The 17595-nt window shown below is 65.5% G+C and carries 11 protein-coding genes and 1 pseudogene; 8 read left to right on the plus strand and 4 right to left on the minus strand.

The features are described from left to right. From CH289_RS05190 to CH289_RS05205, 4 genes and pseudogenes are all read left to right on the plus strand, one after another. Window positions 1-665 (plus strand): annotated as a pseudogene (locus CH289_RS05190) (Hsp70 family protein); the annotation flags it as partial. Window positions 666-669: 4 nt separating this feature from the next. Next, window positions 670-2784 (plus strand): LuxR C-terminal-related transcriptional regulator, encoded by a 2115-nt coding sequence (locus tag CH289_RS05195; protein WP_094727487.1) that lies wholly within the window; start codon window positions 670-672, stop codon window positions 2782-2784. A gap of 84 nt (window positions 2785-2868) precedes the next feature. Beyond that, window positions 2869-3984: a ribonuclease E domain-containing protein gene (locus CH289_RS05200; RefSeq protein ID WP_094727488.1), complete on the plus strand. Its 1116-nt coding sequence runs from the start codon at window positions 2869-2871 to the stop codon at window positions 3982-3984. Window positions 3985-4087: 103 nt separating this feature from the next. Continuing rightward, a complete protein-coding gene (locus CH289_RS05205) occupies window positions 4088-5413 on the plus strand; it encodes a S1 family peptidase (RefSeq protein ID WP_230593854.1) in 1326 nt (441 codons plus the stop codon). A 240-nt stretch (window positions 5414-5653) separates the two neighbouring features. Here CH289_RS05205 and CH289_RS05210 read toward each other — a convergent pair whose 3' ends face one another. Beyond that, complete coding sequence (locus CH289_RS05210; protein WP_141215402.1) at window positions 5654-6706, minus strand: GNAT family N-acetyltransferase; 1053 nt, start codon at window positions 6704-6706, stop codon at window positions 5654-5656. Window positions 6707-7094: 388 nt separating this feature from the next. Then, window positions 7095-7796, minus strand: a complete 702-nt coding sequence (locus tag CH289_RS05215) for a hypothetical protein (RefSeq protein ID WP_094708760.1) — start codon at window positions 7794-7796, stop codon at window positions 7095-7097. Between the two features lie 538 nt (window positions 7797-8334). Between CH289_RS05215 and CH289_RS05220 the strand changes: the two genes are divergently transcribed. After that, entirely contained in the window at window positions 8335-11862 is a 3528-nt protein-coding gene (locus CH289_RS05220; RefSeq protein WP_094727489.1) for a (Fe-S)-binding protein, read from the plus strand. Window positions 11863-12074: 212 nt separating this feature from the next. Then, window positions 12075-13013 (plus strand): hypothetical protein, encoded by a 939-nt coding sequence (locus tag CH289_RS05225; RefSeq protein ID WP_094727490.1) that lies wholly within the window; start codon window positions 12075-12077, stop codon window positions 13011-13013. Between the two features lie 99 nt (window positions 13014-13112). Here CH289_RS05225 and CH289_RS05230 read toward each other — a convergent pair whose 3' ends face one another. Next, window positions 13113-15023, minus strand: coding sequence for a prolyl oligopeptidase family serine peptidase (locus CH289_RS05230; protein WP_094628459.1), 1911 nt, complete (start codon window positions 15021-15023; stop codon window positions 13113-13115). A 113-nt stretch (window positions 15024-15136) separates the two neighbouring features. Between CH289_RS05230 and CH289_RS05235 the strand changes: the two genes are divergently transcribed. Continuing rightward, window positions 15137-15364 (plus strand): DUF3263 domain-containing protein, encoded by a 228-nt coding sequence (locus CH289_RS05235; protein WP_094727491.1) that lies wholly within the window; start codon window positions 15137-15139, stop codon window positions 15362-15364. Here the strand turns inward: CH289_RS05235 and CH289_RS05240 are convergent. Continuing rightward, window positions 15361-16068: an SOS response-associated peptidase gene (locus CH289_RS05240; protein WP_019663840.1), complete on the minus strand. Its 708-nt coding sequence runs from the start codon at window positions 16066-16068 to the stop codon at window positions 15361-15363. The two genes, CH289_RS05235 and CH289_RS05240, sit on opposite strands and share 4 nt — an antisense overlap. A gap of 75 nt (window positions 16069-16143) precedes the next feature. Here CH289_RS05240 and CH289_RS05245 point away from each other — a divergent pair, with 75 nt between their 5' ends. Continuing rightward, entirely contained in the window at window positions 16144-17394 is a 1251-nt protein-coding gene (locus tag CH289_RS05245) for a pyridoxal phosphate-dependent aminotransferase (RefSeq protein WP_019663841.1), read from the plus strand. Window positions 17395-17595: the final 201 nt, after the last annotated feature.

The raw sequence follows: 17595 nt of genomic DNA on the forward strand, positions 1-17595 counted from the left end.
GGGAACGCCCGGCCCCGACGTCGGCTCCGGCATCGGCCTCGGCTGAGCCCGCCGGGATGTCCGGCCGGAAGAAGGCAGGCATCGTCGTCGCCGCTGTCGCCGCTCTCGTCGTCATCGCCGGCGGCGGCCTGTCCGTCGGCACGGCATTGACGTCCGACGACAAGCCGGCCGAGACCGTCTCGGAGAACACCGCGGGAACGACGAGCACGACTGCGCCCGGCACGACGGCCGCCGTCGTCGCCGACACCGGCCAGGGCACCGACCCGGCCGCAACCACCCAGAACGGCCTTCCCGCACCGACCGTCGCAGCCGACGGAACACTCGTTCCCGCACCGGGCACGATCATCGCACCCGACGGCACCGTCGTCGCCGACCCGAACGCCGCGCAGAACCCCGCCGCACCCGTCGCCGGGGGCACCGTCCCTCCGGCCGGCACAGCACCCACCGCACCGGTCGTGACGGTTCCCGACGTGACCGCGCCGAGCGTGAATGTCCCGAGCCCGCAACTCCCGTCGCGCCCCACCTACAACGGCCCCACTCTCGGTGACGTGGGCAACGGAGTCGGCGGGGCTGTCAGCGACCTCGGCAACGGTGTCGGCGGCGTAGTCGGTGGGACCGTCGACGGTCTCGGCGGCGTCCTCGGTGGCCTGACCGGACAAAACTGATTCCGTGCACGCTGCGCTGACGAAGTCCGACGTCGCGGCGCTGGCCGCGTCGAGGGGCCGTCCGGTGTCCGCGGTGCTGGCCGCCGCGATCACGACGCTCACCGGCGGTTGCCCGAGGTCGGTCGACGTGGCACTCGACGCCGCCACCCGGGCCGAGGCCGATGTTGCGGTCACCCGGGCAGTGTCCGACGCCGTGTTCGAGGACCGGGTCGAGGCCCTGCGCTCCCTGTCGGAGTCCGCGCAGACGGTTGTTCTGTTGGCGCACTTCGGCGGTGGCTCGGATCCGGAGGTCGTGACCGAGCTGGTCGGCACCGGAGCCGATGCCGGGTCGGCGACGGAGGACGCCGTCGCCGCTGGCTTACTGTCGTCGACGCTGGAATCGCTGCCGGAGGTGGATCGCGCGCTGCAGACCGTCGTCGGGACGCGACGGATGCAGTCGACGGCGACCGAATTGCTCGAATACCGCTGCAAAACCGACACTCTCGATCTCGATACCGCAGTGACTCTGTCACACAGTGGGATCCGACACCCCGAGCTCGCGACGTACCTGACAGCTGCCGCCTCGGCGGCCACTCCGGAACACGCGGTGCGTCTGTACGAGCGTGCCGTGACCGCGGGAGCAGATCCTGTGAGCGTCGCACCGGCGCAGGCCGAGAACTGCTTCCTGCTCGGCGATCTGGACACGGCCGAGGAGCTGGCCGACGCGGCACTCGGGCAACACGATTCGATCGACGTCGCAGCCCTCCGTGTCGCCGTGCGGGTGTCGGCGGCCGTCGCGGCCGAGCGCGGAATGCTGACCCGCGCTGCCCAGCTCTACACCTGGCTCGGGCCGCAAAGGACGGGCGTCGACGCGGATCTGGCGATCGCAGCTGCCCTCGTCGCCGGTAATTCAGCGGCCGCCGAGTCGCTCGCAGCGTCCGACGCCGCCGGTCCACCGACTGCGGCCGGGGCTCGGGCGACGCTCCTCGCCGAAGGCATCCGGCAGTCCATCCGAGCGACGTCGACGCCCGAAGTATCGCTCGCGACAAGCACACTCCTGCAGGCGACCGCCATGTTTTCGGGCACGACTCGTCGCGCGAGTCCCGATTCCGCAGCGGCCGTCGCCGTACTCTTCGCGCTGCACACCGGTGATCTCGCACGCGCCGACGCCACCGCCCGCCGGGCCGTCGACGCCTATCCTGCGGCGCATCCACACCGAGCGAGGCTCGTTCTGCTGCGCGCGTGGACGTCGATGCTCGCGGGCGACACCGCAGACGCGCAGGCGCACCTCGACTCGGTTCGAATCCCGCTGTCTCATAACCGAAACCGACTCTTCGAAGCAGGTCTTCGCGTCGGCCTGGCCAGGCGATCCGGTGACACCGGAGCACTGCTGACCGCATGGGACGAGGCCTTGGACGTCGTCGCGTCGTACTCGGTGGATCTTCTGTCGTTCCTCCCCGTCGGGGAGCTGCTTCTGGCGGCCGTCCGCGTGGGACAGCCGGAACGCGTCGCGCATCTGACCGCGCAGGCCGACGCGGTGATCGCCGACCTGCACGAGCCCCACGCGTGGTCGTCGTCGCTGCACTGGTACGGCGTCCAGGCCGCGATCCTGGCCGAGCATCCCGCCGATCTCGTCCCGCACGCCCGCGCACTCGCCCAGGCCGCCGAGTCCAACCGGTACGCCGCTGCGCTGGCCGGGGCCGGACGCGCGTGGCTCGGGGTACTGCAGGGAAACCCGAACGTCGCCGACGTGGAAGCCGCCGCGCAGTCGCTGACCCGGTTCGGACTGTCGTGGGACGGTGCCCGACTCGCCAGCGAGGCAGCGTTGCGCGTGGCGGACACCCGCGTCGCGACGTCGCTGCTCCAGACCGCTCGCTCCCTCAGGTTGCCCACCGCAGCACCCACGACGGACGAGACCGCGGAGCCCAAAGGTTCACTCAGCGCGCGGGAAGCCGAAGTGGCCGAACTCCTGGTCCTGGGCGTCACCTACCGCGAGGCGGGTGCGCGCCTCTACATATCGGCGAAAACCGTCGAGCATCACGTGGCACGTATCCGGCGTCGGCTGGGCGCCGGATCCCGGTCCGAGTTGCTGTCCATGCTGCGTGCACTCGGGTACGGCGCCGGATCGGCCGATCTGTAACTTCGGGACCCCCGAATGCGACATCCAGGTCAGTGAGCCGGTGCGTCGTGCGCCTGCTCGGAGCAGACCAGGAAAGCGCAGGCGATGGTGAACCGGCACGTGGCAGACGGTGACAACCCGGTGGACGGTGGGATTCCGGACGTCGGGCTGTACATCGACGATCAGCGGTCGATCGCTGCCGTCTCGCACCCCTACAGCGCAAGCCCGTCGCTGCACATCGCGTCCCTGCACAACACTGTCCTCTACATCCACGCCGACGGATCCGCATCGCTCGGCGGAACCGACGACCCCGATGCGGCCGTGTTCACCGACTACGTCGCAGACGAGGTTCCTTCCGGATACGAGGCAGGCGACCTCGTCGCAATGACTCTCCGCTGCCTCCTCGCTGAGGTGTCCCAGTCCATCGGTGCGGACATGGCGTCGGTTGCCGCCGCCGCGACCTTCCCTGCCACCTGGACAGCCGAGCGCGTCTCGGCCGTCCGCATGGCGATGAACCGGTACGACCTCGCCCACGTTGCACTCGTCGCAGAATCCGAAGCATTGACGGCCTGGGCGGAGTCGAGTCAGTCCACCTGGGCCGGCTCGGACTCGGGCGTCGCCGCAGCACGCGGCGCAGCAGCGATCGCGTCGGAGTATCCGGTCGACGCGGTGACGGAACGGATCGTCGTCGCGCGCAGTGCTCGACCCCTCTGGACCCGAACACCAGTGCTCGCCGCAGTCGCGCTCGCCGGCGTCCTGACCCTCGGCGGAGCCGTCACCGCACTGGTGCTGCAAGATTCGTCGGCCCCGGCCCTGCCGGAGATCGAAAGCGCACCGGTCGCTGCATCGCCGTCGACCACACCCGCGCCGCGCGCCACAGTGCCCTTCCCGACAGTCGTACCCATCGCGTCAGACGTACCGGAGATCCCCGCACCGAGCGTCGAATACATCCCCACCGAGCCCGCTCCGACGAGCGAGACCACCACCCCGGAACTTCCACGCACCGTCCCGGTCGCCGAAACACCTCCTCCCACCAGTACCGAAGAGTCTCCGACGGAAGAACCTTCGAACGGGCCGGAGCCGGGCGCGGACCCCGGTATCGAGGACCCGGATGGAGACGAGCCCGACCCGGGGGTCCCCGATGCGGGAGACAACGCTGACCCGGAAGAGGATCCCTCCGATGCTGGGAGGGCCCCCTTACGTGAGGCACCACAGAACTGATCGTCACCAGCGTCGGCAGGCGTCCGACCTGCAGGTTCCCGTGATAGTCGGCGTCATGCCCTATGGTGGGTCGCTGATGCTCAGCACCCGATGAAGGGACTTCATGCGTAACACGGGGGCACTGCGCGCCGCAGTGCTTTGTTCGACGGCGTTTCTGTCCATAGGTCTCTTCGCGGCTCCCGCTTCGGCGGATCCAGTGAGTGACGCCAACTCCGTGGTGCAGAGCCCCGCCGATCAGCTTCCTCGCGAACTGGCCGACGCTGTGGTGCGTGACCTGAAGATCTCTCCGCAGGAGTACCTGGACCGCGCGGCGCGCGCGCAGGAGTTGTCGACGTATGCGTCCGACTTCCGTGCGTCTCGTCCGTCCGATTTCGCGGGTGCCTGGATCGGTCCCGACGGCAATGCCGTCGTCGCCGTGACATCCGACGCCGCCGCTCAGGCCGTGGCGAAGGACGGGTACGACACTGCGAAGGCTCCGGTGTCCGCGGACGGCCTCGAGAAGTCGTTGTCCGACTTGAATGCGTGGATCGGGTCGCTGCCTCGTGAGGTCGCCAGCCAGGTCAACGGAACGTCGATCGACATTCTCGACAACCAGATCGTCATCGACGTGGTCAACAGCCCGATCGGTAATGCGCTCAATCTGCCGACGCTGCTTGCCAATCTGAAGGTCATTCTGTCCCCCGGCGCGCCGAAGCCCGTCGACCCGTCGCCGATGGGCGGCGACACGTACATCACCACCACGTCCGACATCAAGAGCACGTCGCCGACGGACATCAGCGTCTGCTCGTTCGGGTTCAACGCCACCGACGGCTCGGGCAATCCGGTCAATCTCAGTGCCGGACACTGCAATCCCAACGCTGACACCGGGGCCGGGGGTGCGCCGGTCTATCTGCCGAACCCGGCGAACGTCAACGACAGCACCCAGATCGGTAGCTTCGACCGTTCCAGCCTCGGATCGGCCAGCGGTCTCGACTGGTCCGTCATCGACCTGAACGACAAGGGCGTCGCCTCCGGGCTGGATCGCCCCACCGTCCGCGGCGCCAACGGCAGCACCGTCACCATCACCGGCACCGCATCTCCCGTGGTGGGCGCACCGGTGTGCAAGTCGGGGCAGTCGTCGTCGTTCACCTGCGGCATCGTGGCGGCGGATCGTGTCGAGACTCAGCTGTACATGGAAGACGGCAGCAGCCGAGCTGTCCGCGGATTCGCCAGCACGGCATGCACTCTCGCGGGCGACAGCGGCGGCGCCATCGTCACCGGCACCCTTGCACTCGGTATCACCAGCGGCTCCAACAGCGGTGGCGCACCGGACTGCACCGAAGCCAATCTGGCTCTCGCGCAGTACGGCGGCACAGCAAGCCTCGGCATCCCCATCGACCAGGTCGCCTCGGAAACCGGAACAACCGTGCGCACCTCGCCGGTCACGTAGTCTCTGCACACCTGTCGCCGCATCTCCTACGAGGTGCGGCGACATTTTTGTCCGCAGAACAAACTTCAGGTTCTATCGAGGGCTTCTCTTCGAACCGAAGGTATGCTTCCTCGGTCAACGTCTACGTAGCAGGGGGAGCGGAAAGTGTCTGCATTCAACGGAATTTGGCTGGATCTCGCGCAGTATCTCGTGAGGCTGTGGCAAACCGCCATCGATTTCCTGCCGGCGCCGCCGCGCTGATCATCGATCTCCGGCCCGCTCGGCCGCTCTGTGCAGCGTCGAGCGGGTTCGGGCCAAGATCGAAGGAAGGTGGCGTAACGCCGACTTCATGCACCCGGAGAGCCACCAGGCCCTCGGAACCGCTGTCACCCGTAGTACGTCGTACCCCGCGTTGGCCCACACGCTCTTGATCTTGTTGACGCCGACGCCCTGATCCAGTTCCACGACGCCGAGCCTGTCGTGGGTGTCGGCAAACCACTCGATCAACTGATGTCCGGGTTGGAGCTTGCCGATCGACGGGTCGTAGTGGGTGAGCCACCCCTCCATCCGACGATGCGTGCGAACGCCGATCTCGTGCGCCACCCATCGTCCGTCGACGACCAGCCCGGCAATGCACAGTCGGCCGGCCCGAGCTTCGCTCCGAAGAAAGTCACGCGCGAACTCCCCGTGCGGGGCCACGAGGTAGTTGACCTTGTCGGTCCCTTCGACGGAATCGGCGGCGAGCGAGACGATGTCGTTCCAGCGCGCGTCGAGATGGGCGACATCTCTGATCTGCTCGACCCGATACTCGGATTGCCGCTCGATGTTCGATCGGTACTGACGAAGCCGCTTCAACGACTTGGCACTGCGGATACTCGACGCCGTGTCGCCGGGCCGCAGCACGACGACCGGGACCCTCTCGCGCACGAGTGCGTCCGCGTCCCATGCGCCGTGCCGCCCCAGTCGCACCACCGTCGGGTCGTTCGCGATCATCGAGTCACCCGTGAGCATCCACCCCTGGTCGGCGATGGCACCGAGGAGGACGTCCGAGGCTTCCTCGTCGTCACTCAGAAATTCGAGGGGAACCCCCAACGTGCTGCCGACGACCTTCGCCAGGACGAACGGTCCACGCCTGACCGTATCGAGGGGAGCCAGAGCAACCACGCGGCAACCGCGACGCACGACGACGAACCTGACGTTCAGCCGCAGCGCGCCGGCGACGTTGAGCACGAAACTCGGTCGGGACGAGAACACTGTGCCAGCCCGGGACGCCAGATCCTCCCAGTCGTCGAGAATCGACTCGGCACTCGACAAGACTTCTACCGTAACCGTCGCGATGCCCGTTTCCACCGCTCCAAAGTACCAAGAGTTCGTAAAGAGAGCTACAAACTACATCCGTTCGCATGACACGGATCGGCGCCTCCGACGCGACCGTCGGCACCTCTCGCGGAGCGACTTCGCATCGTATGATCGACCCGGAAATTCGGTACACCAGTACCGATAGACGTTCGCCCCTTCAACGAAAGGCCCCCTCATGCTCGGCATTCTCGGCGTCGGCCTGGATCTCCTCGGTTACGCATTCACCATCGCAGCCGAAGCGATCAAACTGACTTCGCCCGAAGTGTTCTTCTGATTGAGCCTGGATACGAAAGAGCCCGCCACCTGAGTACAGGTGACGGGCTCTTTACGTTCGAGCAGAGGTCTACTTGGCGAACTTGGTGGTTCCCGGGGGTGCAGTCAGGGTGTTGACCAGGTCGATGCCTGCAATCACGAGGGTGGGTCCGCCAGCGACGATGGTGCCGATGACACCGCCAACCGTAGCGAAAGTCCCAATAGCCGGTATCGCGAGGACGCAGGCGGTCGTGGCGCAAGCGAGAACTCCACCCGTTATACCACCGACTACTGCACCGATTGCCGTACCGGTGAATCCGCCGATTGCGGATGCGAGTGCGAGTTGCGATCCGAAGGTTTGCTGCGCCAGCAGGTTCTCCTCGGGCGAAGCAACAGGCGTTGCACCGATGCTGCGGGAGTTGGCCGACGCCTTGGTCAGGTCCAACTGCGGGACGAGACGCAGGGTCTTGCCGTCGTTGTCGACGTTCTGCTCGTACGGGAAGTTCAGACCACCGAGGTTGAACGACAGCGGCAGGGTGACGACGACCTTGTCGGTCGAGTCGAGAACGTCGACGGTCTTGCCGTCGTCGGCGACCTTGAAGACTCCGGCGTCGATCGTCGTGACGATCGTGCGGTCCTCGAGGTTGGACTCGAAGCCGATGTTCTCGCCTGCGGTGCCCTCTTCCGAGGGTGCGGGGGCGTCGGTTGCCGGCTGTGCATAGGCAGTGCCGCTGGCAAGACCCATTGCGGAAGCGACGAACGCTGCCGTAACGACCAGTTTGCTGAGTTTCATGTGGAGATTGTTCCGTTTCTATGCAATCGAGCCTGGCAGTACCGAACAGAGGTAGCCCGTCAGACGCAGATACACCCCAGACTGAATCCGCGAGTAAGTCGGTGCGCGCTGCAGCATATCTCACAACTCCGACCGAACGTTATCCTCTTGGCGCCTATGCGAGTCCCATTGGTTATCACCCGTCACAAGATGTCGACCCGAAATCGGTGAGACCAGTGAAAACAGGGCAATTCAGCCAATTCGAATCTTCGTGCCCCCAATTTTCGGGGCACCTCGACGGGGCACTTAGGGCTGCCTTCTCTCCGGGCCCTTGCTTCGCTAGGCATAACGTGACCTACAGAACACACCCTACTGACCGGTTCAGCCCGTCGGCCGGTAGGGGAAAACCCGCGGTCACCAGCAGCCGCATCTAAGCCGCCCCTAAGTTACCAGCCGGTAACAACAAACTTGTTACCGACGGGTAGCGCCGCTACTCTTAGGCTGATCGGGCTGACCCGAGGTAGCACAGCCCCGCTACCACTGAACGAAAGGCCGCTTCATGAACGCCCTGACGATCACGTTGGGCACGGTCGGTTTCCTCCTCAGCCTTGTCTGTTGGGCCTACTTCTTCCGAGGGATCTGGAAGATGGTTGCCGCCATCGCACAAGGCCAGCCGGACAAAACCCGCTTGCGCCCGTTCATCCCGCGCTTCAAGCAGATGATGATCGAGTTCATCGCGCACACGCGCATGACGAAGTTCAGAACGGTCGGATGGGCTCACTGGCTCGTCATGGTCGGCTTCCTCGGTGGCTTCCTGCTCTGGTTCGAGGCGTACGGCCAGACGTTCAACCCCGAGTTCCACTGGCCCCTCTTCGGCAACACGTTCGCCTGGCATCTGTGGGACGAACTGCTCGGCATCGGAACCGTCGTCGGCATCGTCACCCTCATCGTGATCCGTCAGCTCAACCATCCGCGCAAGCCCGAGCGTCAGTCACGCTTCAGCGGCTCGCGCATGAAGGTCGCGTACGTCATCGAGGGCATCGTTCTGCTCGAGGGTCTCGGCATGATCCTCGTCAAGGCCGGCAAGATCGCCACCTACGGTCACGCCAACGCCTACTCGGACTTCTTCACGATGCAGGTCGCCAAGCTGCTGCCCGCAAGTCCCGAAATGGTCTCCGTGTTCGCCTTCGTCAAGTTGATGACCGGCATGATCTGGCTCCTGATCGTCGGCCGCAACATCAACTGGGGCGTCGCGTGGCACCGCTTCACCGCATTCCCCAACATCTACTTCAAGCGTGAGGCCGACGGCGGCGTCGCACTGGGTGCCGCCAAGCCCATGATGTCCGGCGGCAAGGTCCTCGTGATGGAGGACGCCGACCCCGACGTCGACGCATTCGGTGCGGGCAAGATCGAGGACTTCACGTGGAAGGGCTGGCTCGACTTCACCACGTGCACCGAGTGCGGCCGCTGCCAGTCGCAGTGCCCCGCCTGGAACACCGGCAAGCCGTTGTCGCCGAAACTGCTCATCATGTCGCTCCGCGATCACGGAAACGAGAAGGCTCCGTACCTCCTCGCCGGCGGTAAGAAAGACATGGCCGGTGACGAGGTCGGTCTCGTCGACGCCGACGGCAACCCCGATCAGGCGAAGTTGGACAAGATCCCGCAGTCTGCCCGCGACGAGGCGGATCGCAAGCTCGTCGCCGACGCAGTCGAGGGCGGCATCATCGATCCCGAGGTTCTCTGGAGCTGCACCACCTGTGGTGCCTGCGTCGAACAATGCCCCGTGGACATCGAGCACGTCGACCACATCATCGACATGCGTCGCTACCAGGTGCTGATCGAGTCGGAGTTCCCGTCCGAGCTGGCAGGACTGTTCAAGAACCTCGAGAACAAGGGCAACCCTTGGGGCCAGAACTCCAAGGACCGTCTCAACTGGATCAACGAGATGGACTTCGACATCCCGGTGTTCGGCCAGGATGCAGATTCCTTCCGTGACTACGAGTACCTCTTCTGGGTCGGCTGCGCAGGTGCCTACGAGGACCGCGCGAAGAAGACCACCAAGGCCGTAGCGGAACTGCTGGCGACGGCGGGCGTGAAGTTCATGGTGCTCGGAGCGGACGAGACCTGCACCGGCGACTCCGCTCGTCGCGCAGGAAACGAGTTCCTGTTCCAGCAGCTCGCGATGCAGAACATCGAGACGCTCAACAGTGTGTTCGAGGGCGTCGAGCAGAAGAAGCGCAAGATCGTCGTCACCTGTGCGCACTGCTTCAACGCGCTCGGCAACGAGTACCCGCAGGTCGGCGGTGACTACGAGGTGGTGCACCACACCCAGCTCCTCAACCGTCTCGTGCGGCAGAAGAAGCTCATCCCGGTGGCGTCCGTCAGCCAGGACATCACCTACCACGACCCGTGCTACCTGGGTCGCCACAACAAGGTCTACGACGCTCCCCGCGAGCTCATGGCCGCGTCGGGCTCCAACCTGAAGGAAATGCCGCGTCACGGTGAGCGGTCCATGTGCTGTGGTGCCGGTGGTGCTCGCATGTGGATGGAAGAGAACATCGGCAAGCGCATCAACATCGACCGGGTCGACGAAGCGCTGGAGACCTTGGGTGGGAGCGGGGCACCAGCACAGAAGATCGCCACCGGTTGCCCGTTCTGCCGCGTCATGCTCACCGACGGTGTCACCGCGCGTCAGGAGGGCGGCGCTCACGAGGGTGTCGAGGTCGTCGACGTCGCGCAGCTGATGCTCGAGTCGATCACTCGCGTCGAGTCGTCCGTTCTCAGCGAGAACATCAAGGTCATCCCGCGTGAGCTCACTCCAGAGGAGAAGCTGGAGTCCGAGGAAGCCGCCGAGGTCGAGGAAGCCGAACGGATCGAACCCGTCGAAGAGCCTGCAGAGGCCAAGTCCGCCCCTGCTGCTCCGGCTCCCAAGGCCGGCGGCTTGAAGATGAAGGGTCTCGCGAAGGCTCCGGGAGCGAAAGCACCAGGAGGCGCGAAGCCCGACGCCACCGAGGCAGCTCAGTCGAGCGCCGATGCTCCGGCCAAGCCCAAGGGGCTCGGTATTGCCGGAGGCGCAAAGCCGGGCGGCAAGGGCCTCGCGATCAAGGGCAAAGCACCGGGATCGAAGGCAGCAGCACCGGCACCGGCAGACACGGACGACAATGCAGCGGCACCTGCCGAAGCATCCGAGTCGACGCCGACGGTCAAGCCCAAGGGTCTCGCGGTCAAGTCCGGCTTCAAGAAGCCGGGCGCAAAGGCACCGGGCAAGCCCGCCGAGGCAGCAGAGCCCCAAAGCGCAGCGGAGCCAGAAGCTTCGGACACGACGGCCGAAGCCGCAACGGAAACAGCGGAGTCCAAGCCGACCGTCCAGCCCAAGGGTCTCGCCGTGAAGTCCGGGTTCAAGAAGCCCGGCGCCAAGGCACCCGGCAAGCCTGCTACACCGTCCGAGGCGACAGCACCGTCCGAGCAGGCAGCACCGTCCGAGCCGGCAGCGGAAGCTACCGAATCGGATGCATCCGAGTCGACGGCACCTGCTGCGTCGTCGGAGTCGTTGCCGACGGTCAAGCCCAAGGGTCTGGCCGTGAAATCGGGCTTCAAGAAGCCAGGCGCGAAAACGCCAGGCAAGGCTGCTGCAGCCCCGGACACCACGACCGAAACGCCTGCGGAACCGCAAGCACCTGCGTCGGAGACGTCGACACCGGAGCCTCAGGGCACGGATGTCGACAGTTCCGCACCGGTCGAGGAGTCCAAGCCGACGGTCGCACCCAAGGGTCTGGCCGTGAAGTCCGGCTTCAAGAAGCCAGGCGCACGGACACCGGGCAAGGCTGCGACTCCTGCACCAGCCGAATCGCCTGCAGAGGCCCCGGCAGAACCCGAGGACAGCGAACCTCAGGAACCTGCCGAGACGTCGACCAGCGACACGCAGTCCAACGGTGCAGCAGATTCCAACGGTGCAGCAGATTCCAACGGTGCAGCAGATTCCAACGGCGCGGCGGAATCCAACGGGGAGACCAGGACTCCGCCTCCGGCCAAGCCGGGTGGACTCGGGTTCCGTCCGGGCACCAAGGTTCCGGGACGCAAGAAGTGACCTGACACCCTTTTTACCGACTCCGCACGCCTGTTCACCTCAGAGCAGGCGTGCGGAGTCGTCAGTAGGGGTGCCAGGTCCCTATAGCACGCTCCGCCCTCGACACTCCGCGAATGTGCACGCGAACGCCCCAGTTATCCACAGCCCCAGGCGTTGTCCACATTTCCGAAACCGCTCTTGTTCCGCGCCGGAGCGGTTGCCACGATTCGGTCATGACGAGAATCGTTTCCAGATCCGATGCCCTGACTCGCGGAGTGTCCGACGCTGAGTTGCAGCGCTTCTGCCGCACGAAGGCCTGGCGACGACTTCGGCCTGGAAGGTTCGTCAGCAGAAGCGACTTCGATGCGCTCACCCCCGCCGAGAAGCACCGCGTCGTCGCCGAGGCGGTGCTCGACGCCGCTACTGCCGACGACGCGATACTCAGCCACTCGACGGCTGCGGTCTTCCACGGTCTCGATGTGAACGCGTCGGATCTTCGGTACGTGCACATCACGCGGAACAGGAGCGGCGGTGGCCGGCGCAACGGTTATCGCATCGTGCACGGGGCGACGTACTCCACTTCGGACGTGGCCGTCGTCGACGGGGTTCGGGTGACCGCACTACCTCGGACCGTTGCCGATGTGGCGCGATCGCTGACGTTCGCGGACGCCGTCTGTATCGCCGATCTCGCTGCACGAACGAAGAATCTCACTCCCAAGGAGGTTGCTGCGGCGCTCGACGCGCGCGCCCACCATCCGAACAATAGACAGGCTCGTCGGGTGGCCGAGTTCATGAACGGGAAGTCCGAGAGCGTCGGCGAATCTCGTTGCCGGGTGGTGCTGCACCAACTCGGCTACACCCCGAGGCTTCAGGTTCGAGTGTCCGACGGCAACGGTGTCTTCGCCCGCGTCGACTTCTACCTGGACGGCATTTTCACCGTGATCGAGTTCGACGGGTTCGTCAAGTACGGTCGGCTGGTCCCCACGGGAGAAACACCGGCTGATGTCGCGTGGAAGGAGAAGGTCCGCGAGGATCGGATCCGTTCAGGCGGAGCGCAGGTGGTCCGGCTGACCTGGGCCGATCTCGACCGGCCGGAGCACATCGACCGGTTGATCCGTGCGGCTGCCGATCGTGCCGGGAATTCCCCGCGCCCCACTCTGCTGTTCGCCTGAGCTAGCACCTTTTTTGCCGACCTGACACGCCGAATCAGGTCCGAGCACGTGTGCGGACCCCACAAAAAGGGTGCTGGCTCCCGAACCGACCAGCACCGCTCACGGTCGCCACAGCTCCAGTTCAGGAATGCCGGGAGGCGTGAAGCCGAGCACCTGACCGTAGAAGGACAGTTCGGACTCTCGTGCGTTCACCTGTGTCTCGAGTTTGCGGAATCCGTGCGATTCGCCCTCGTACGCCAGGTAGGCGTGGGGAATTCCCTTCTTCACCAAAGCATCCCGGAATCGTTCGGCTTGCGACGGTGGAACGATCGGATCCGCCAGGCCCTGCAGCAACAGAACCGGGCACGACAAGCCGTCGACGTTGTTGACCGGTGCGCGCGTGCGGTACAGGTCCAGCGCCTCCGGGAGCGGTCCGATCAGCCCGTCGATGTAGCGGGACTCGAAATCGTGAGTCTCGGCGACGAACATCTCCAGCTCGGCGACGCCGTAATACGATGCACCACAGGCGAAGACATCCGACGACGTCAGCGCCGCCAAGACGGTCCAGCCGCCGGCCGAGCCACCCTCGATGGCCAGACGCGCCGGATCGGCCAGGCCCGCGTCGGCGAGGCCTCGGACAGCGGCGACGGTGTCCTCGACGTCGACGATTCCCCACTGGCCCCGCAGCCTGTTCCGGTATGCACGGCCGTATCCGCTCGAACCGCCGTAGTTGACGTCGACGACGCCGATGCCCCGGCTGGTGAAGTACGCGAACACCGGGTTCAGTGCAGGTGCCACGTGCGCTGTCGGGCCACCGTGAACGAATGCCACGTACGGCGGCAGTTCGCCGTCCAGCCCGGTGTACTCCGGATTGCGAGGTGCGTAGGCGATAGCGTGGACTTCGCGTTCGGGCCCCTGGAACGTGACGGGCTCACCGTGCGGGAGGTAGTCGGCGTCGGGCACGGTTTCGAGTCCGGAACGCACCAGCGTGGTGTCGCCGGATTCGAGGTCCAGCAGTCGCAATCCGCTCGGGCTTTGGGCACCACCGGCTTTGAGCAGGAACGATGTTCCGTTGCGCGCGCCGAGTGTCACCGATGTGAGTCCCGGCAGATCGATGTCCTGCAAGGTGCCCGTCTCCGGGTCCAGTACGGCGAGGGTGTCGGTCCCGAAGGTGCGGACGGTCAGCAGCTTTCCGTCGTCCAGCACCGAGTACCACCGCGCCCCGAGCTGCCACAGCGGCGCTCCGAAATCGGCTTCGGCCTCGTGCAGTGCGGTTGCGTTGCCGGACAGGTCGGTTCGGTAGATGTTCCACCACCCGGTCCGGTCGCTGATGACGTAGAGCGTGTCCTCGTCGATCCACTCGGGCTGCAGAACGGATTCCTCGTCGCCGCCGAGAACCACAGTGATCTCACCGGTGGACAGATCCGCGACTCGTAATTCCGTTCCGTCCCAGGGCATCCGAGGGTGATCCCACGCGATCCAGGCCAGCTTGCTGCGGTCGGGAGACAAGCGAGGGAACGCGAGGAAGTGAGATCCGGACACCAGCGAGCGGACACCTGTCCCGTCGAGCCGAATCGCACAGATGTCGCGAGCGACCGCCGTACCGTCGTGCACCTCACGGACCGCGACGACCTCGTCGCCGACGACCGTCAATTCGCCGAAACGCACCGACGACGGAGTCTCCGGCTCCGGCGTCAGCGGAACCGGAGTATCGCCGGGCCTGGTGACGTAGACGCGCTGATCGGAGAACTCGGAGAACACGATTCGCCCGTCGGACACGGTGGTCCAGGCTCCGCCCCCGTATTCGTGAACACGGGTGCGGGCGTTGTACGGCTCCGGTATCACGGTCTCGACGTGCCCGTCCCGATGCCGGCACACCGTCGTCCTGCCGCCCTCCGTCGGCCGCATCTCGGCCCACCGGATCTCGTCGCCGACGAATCGCCCACCCTCCACCGGATGGCCGCTCGCGGACAGATCCGCAGCGGAAATCGGGGACGGCCAGGAACCGAAGGGCAACGAGGTCGCAGTCATGCGGACCAGCGTAGGCAACCGGACAAGCCAGGTACGAGCTGCGGTCGTTACGCGCCGTTCATCCCCCGGACAAATGTGCTGGACAGAATGGAGTCTCGACCCAAGGGGGAATCGTGCGCAACACGACATCGAACAGCGTCGACGACGCAATCCTGGCATTCGGCCGATCCTGGTACGGATACGGCGGAGGCAGCGACGAGGACATCTACGTCCACTTCGGCCTGCCCGCGCGGTCCTACTTCACCCGTCTCAGCGCCCTGCTCGACGGACCGGCAGGCAAGACCCTCGACGACGAGACCCGCGAGAGCATGCAGGCCGTCTGCGCGCGGCGGCTTCGTTAAGCGACCGGATCCAGCAGTTCGGGGCTGTTGTTGCGCACACTGTTGACGGCGGTCCCCACCTCGTAGGGAAGCAGGCGAGGCTCGGGAACGGTGGCCAGCATCTCCTGCACCGATTCCAGCTTCGTGATGGACGGGCTGAGCCAGTCGTCGCGAAGGCCGTCCGGGATGACCACCGGCGAACGGTCGTGGATGTGCCCCAGCGCATCGGCTGCAGGCGCCGTCAGCACGGTGACGGACCAGACCCAGCGATCCTCGTCGTCGTCGGACTTCGTGGGATCACGCCACAGCTCGTACAGCCCCGCCATGGCCAGGACACCTTCTGCGTGCAGGAAGTACGGAACCTTCGCCCCGTCGCGCTTTTCCCACTCGTAGTAACCGTCGGCGGGGACGATGCACCGACGCTTCGACGCAGCCTTCTTGAACGACGGCTTCTCGGTGATGGTCTCCGATCGCGCGTTGATCATCCGGCTGCCGATCTTGGCGTCCTTGGACCACGACGGAATCAGGCCCCACCTCACCGACCGGAGCTGACGCACGGCGTCGGACTCCGGCTCGTCCTTGGGAGTGCGTTCCAGCACCGTACGTACGGTCTGCGTCGGCGCGATGTTGTAGGACGGGGGAAGCTCGTCCCCCACCGATTCTGCGATGTCGAACACCGCGCGGAGATCACTGTCGCTCTGGGTGCTGGCATAGCGTCCACACATGCCGTCGATTGTCGCACCGATTACCGACAAGTAATCCGCTCGCGGTGAGAGAACTTCACCTGGCACGATAAGGGCGTGAGCAATCCGCAGACGATCCACCAGACGCGCCATCGCACACTGCAACAGTCCACGAAGCTGCAGAACGTGCTGTACGAGATCCGTGGGCCGGTACACGCCCATGCGGCGCGGCTGGAAGCGGAGGGGCACCGCATCCTCAAGCTGAACATCGGCAACCCCGCGCCGTTCGGTTTCGAGGCGCCCGACGTGATCGTGCGCGACATGATCGCCGCTCTCCCCTACGCCCAGGGTTACTCGGAATCGAAGGGCATCCTGTCCGCTCGCCGTGCCATCGTCACCCGGTACGAGCTCGAGCCGGGCTTCCCCGAGGTCGACGTCGACGACATCTATCTGGGCAACGGCGTCTCCGAGCTCATCACCATGACGATGCAGGCTTTGCTCGACGACGGCGACGAGGTGCTGATCCCGGCGCCGGACTACCCACTGTGGACGGCAATGACCACGCTGTCGGGTGGCAAGGCCGTGCACTATCTGTGCGACGAGGAGAACGGGTGGAACCCCGACCTCGCGGACATCGAATCTAAGATCACCCCGAAGACCGTCGCACTGCTGGTGATCAACCCCAACAATCCGACGGGCGCGGTCTACTCGCGAGAAGTTCTGCAGGGCATCGTCGACCTCGCCCGTAAGTACCAGCTGCTGCTGCTGGCCGACGAGATCTACGACCGGATCCTGTACGACGATGCCGAGCACATCTCGTTGGCGAGCCTCGCTCCCGACCTGCTCTGCCTGACCTACAACGGCTTGTCGAAGGCGTATCGCGTCGCGGGCTACCGCTCCGGTTGGCTCGCGATCACCGGGCCGAAGGAACACGCAGCCGGCTTCATCGAGGGCATCGACCTGCTGGCGTCGACTCGCCTCTGCCCGAATGTGCCTGCACAGCACGCGATTCAGGTGGCACTGGGTGGACACCAGAGCATCGAGGACCTGATCCTGCCCGGTGGCCGCCTCCTCGAGCAGCGCGATGTCGCGTGGGAGAAACTCAACGCCATCGACGGCGTCTCGTGTGTGAAGCCCCGCGGCGCACTGTATGCGTTCCCGCGTCTCGACCCCGAGGTGCACGAGATCCACGACGACGAGAAGCTCGTACAGGATCTGTTGCTGCAGGAGAAGATCCTCGTCGTCCAGGGCACCGGCTTCAACTGGCCGGGGCACGACCACCTCCGCATCGTGACTCTGCCGTGGGCTCGCGACTTGTCCGTTGCCATCGAGAGGTTCGGAAACTTCCTGGCGTCGTACAAGCAGTAGGTCGGTTGTTTCGCTTTTCCCTTCGAACCGCCGCGTCAACTGACGGGAAAGTAGGGAAAGTGATTGAAAAGTGACACAAAAAACATCCCCGCTGCCCTACACACGGACCCAAGTTTCTGTAGATTGGCGGTCGGCACCTTGTGTGCCCGAGCACTGGTCGTACCCCACCCCCCCGGGGCGATCAGGAAGGTGGCGGGGGAC

Source organism: Rhodococcus sp. RS1C4 (genome assembly GCF_002258225.1).
Taxonomy (GTDB): domain Bacteria; phylum Actinomycetota; class Actinomycetes; order Mycobacteriales; family Mycobacteriaceae; genus Rhodococcoides; species Rhodococcoides fascians_E.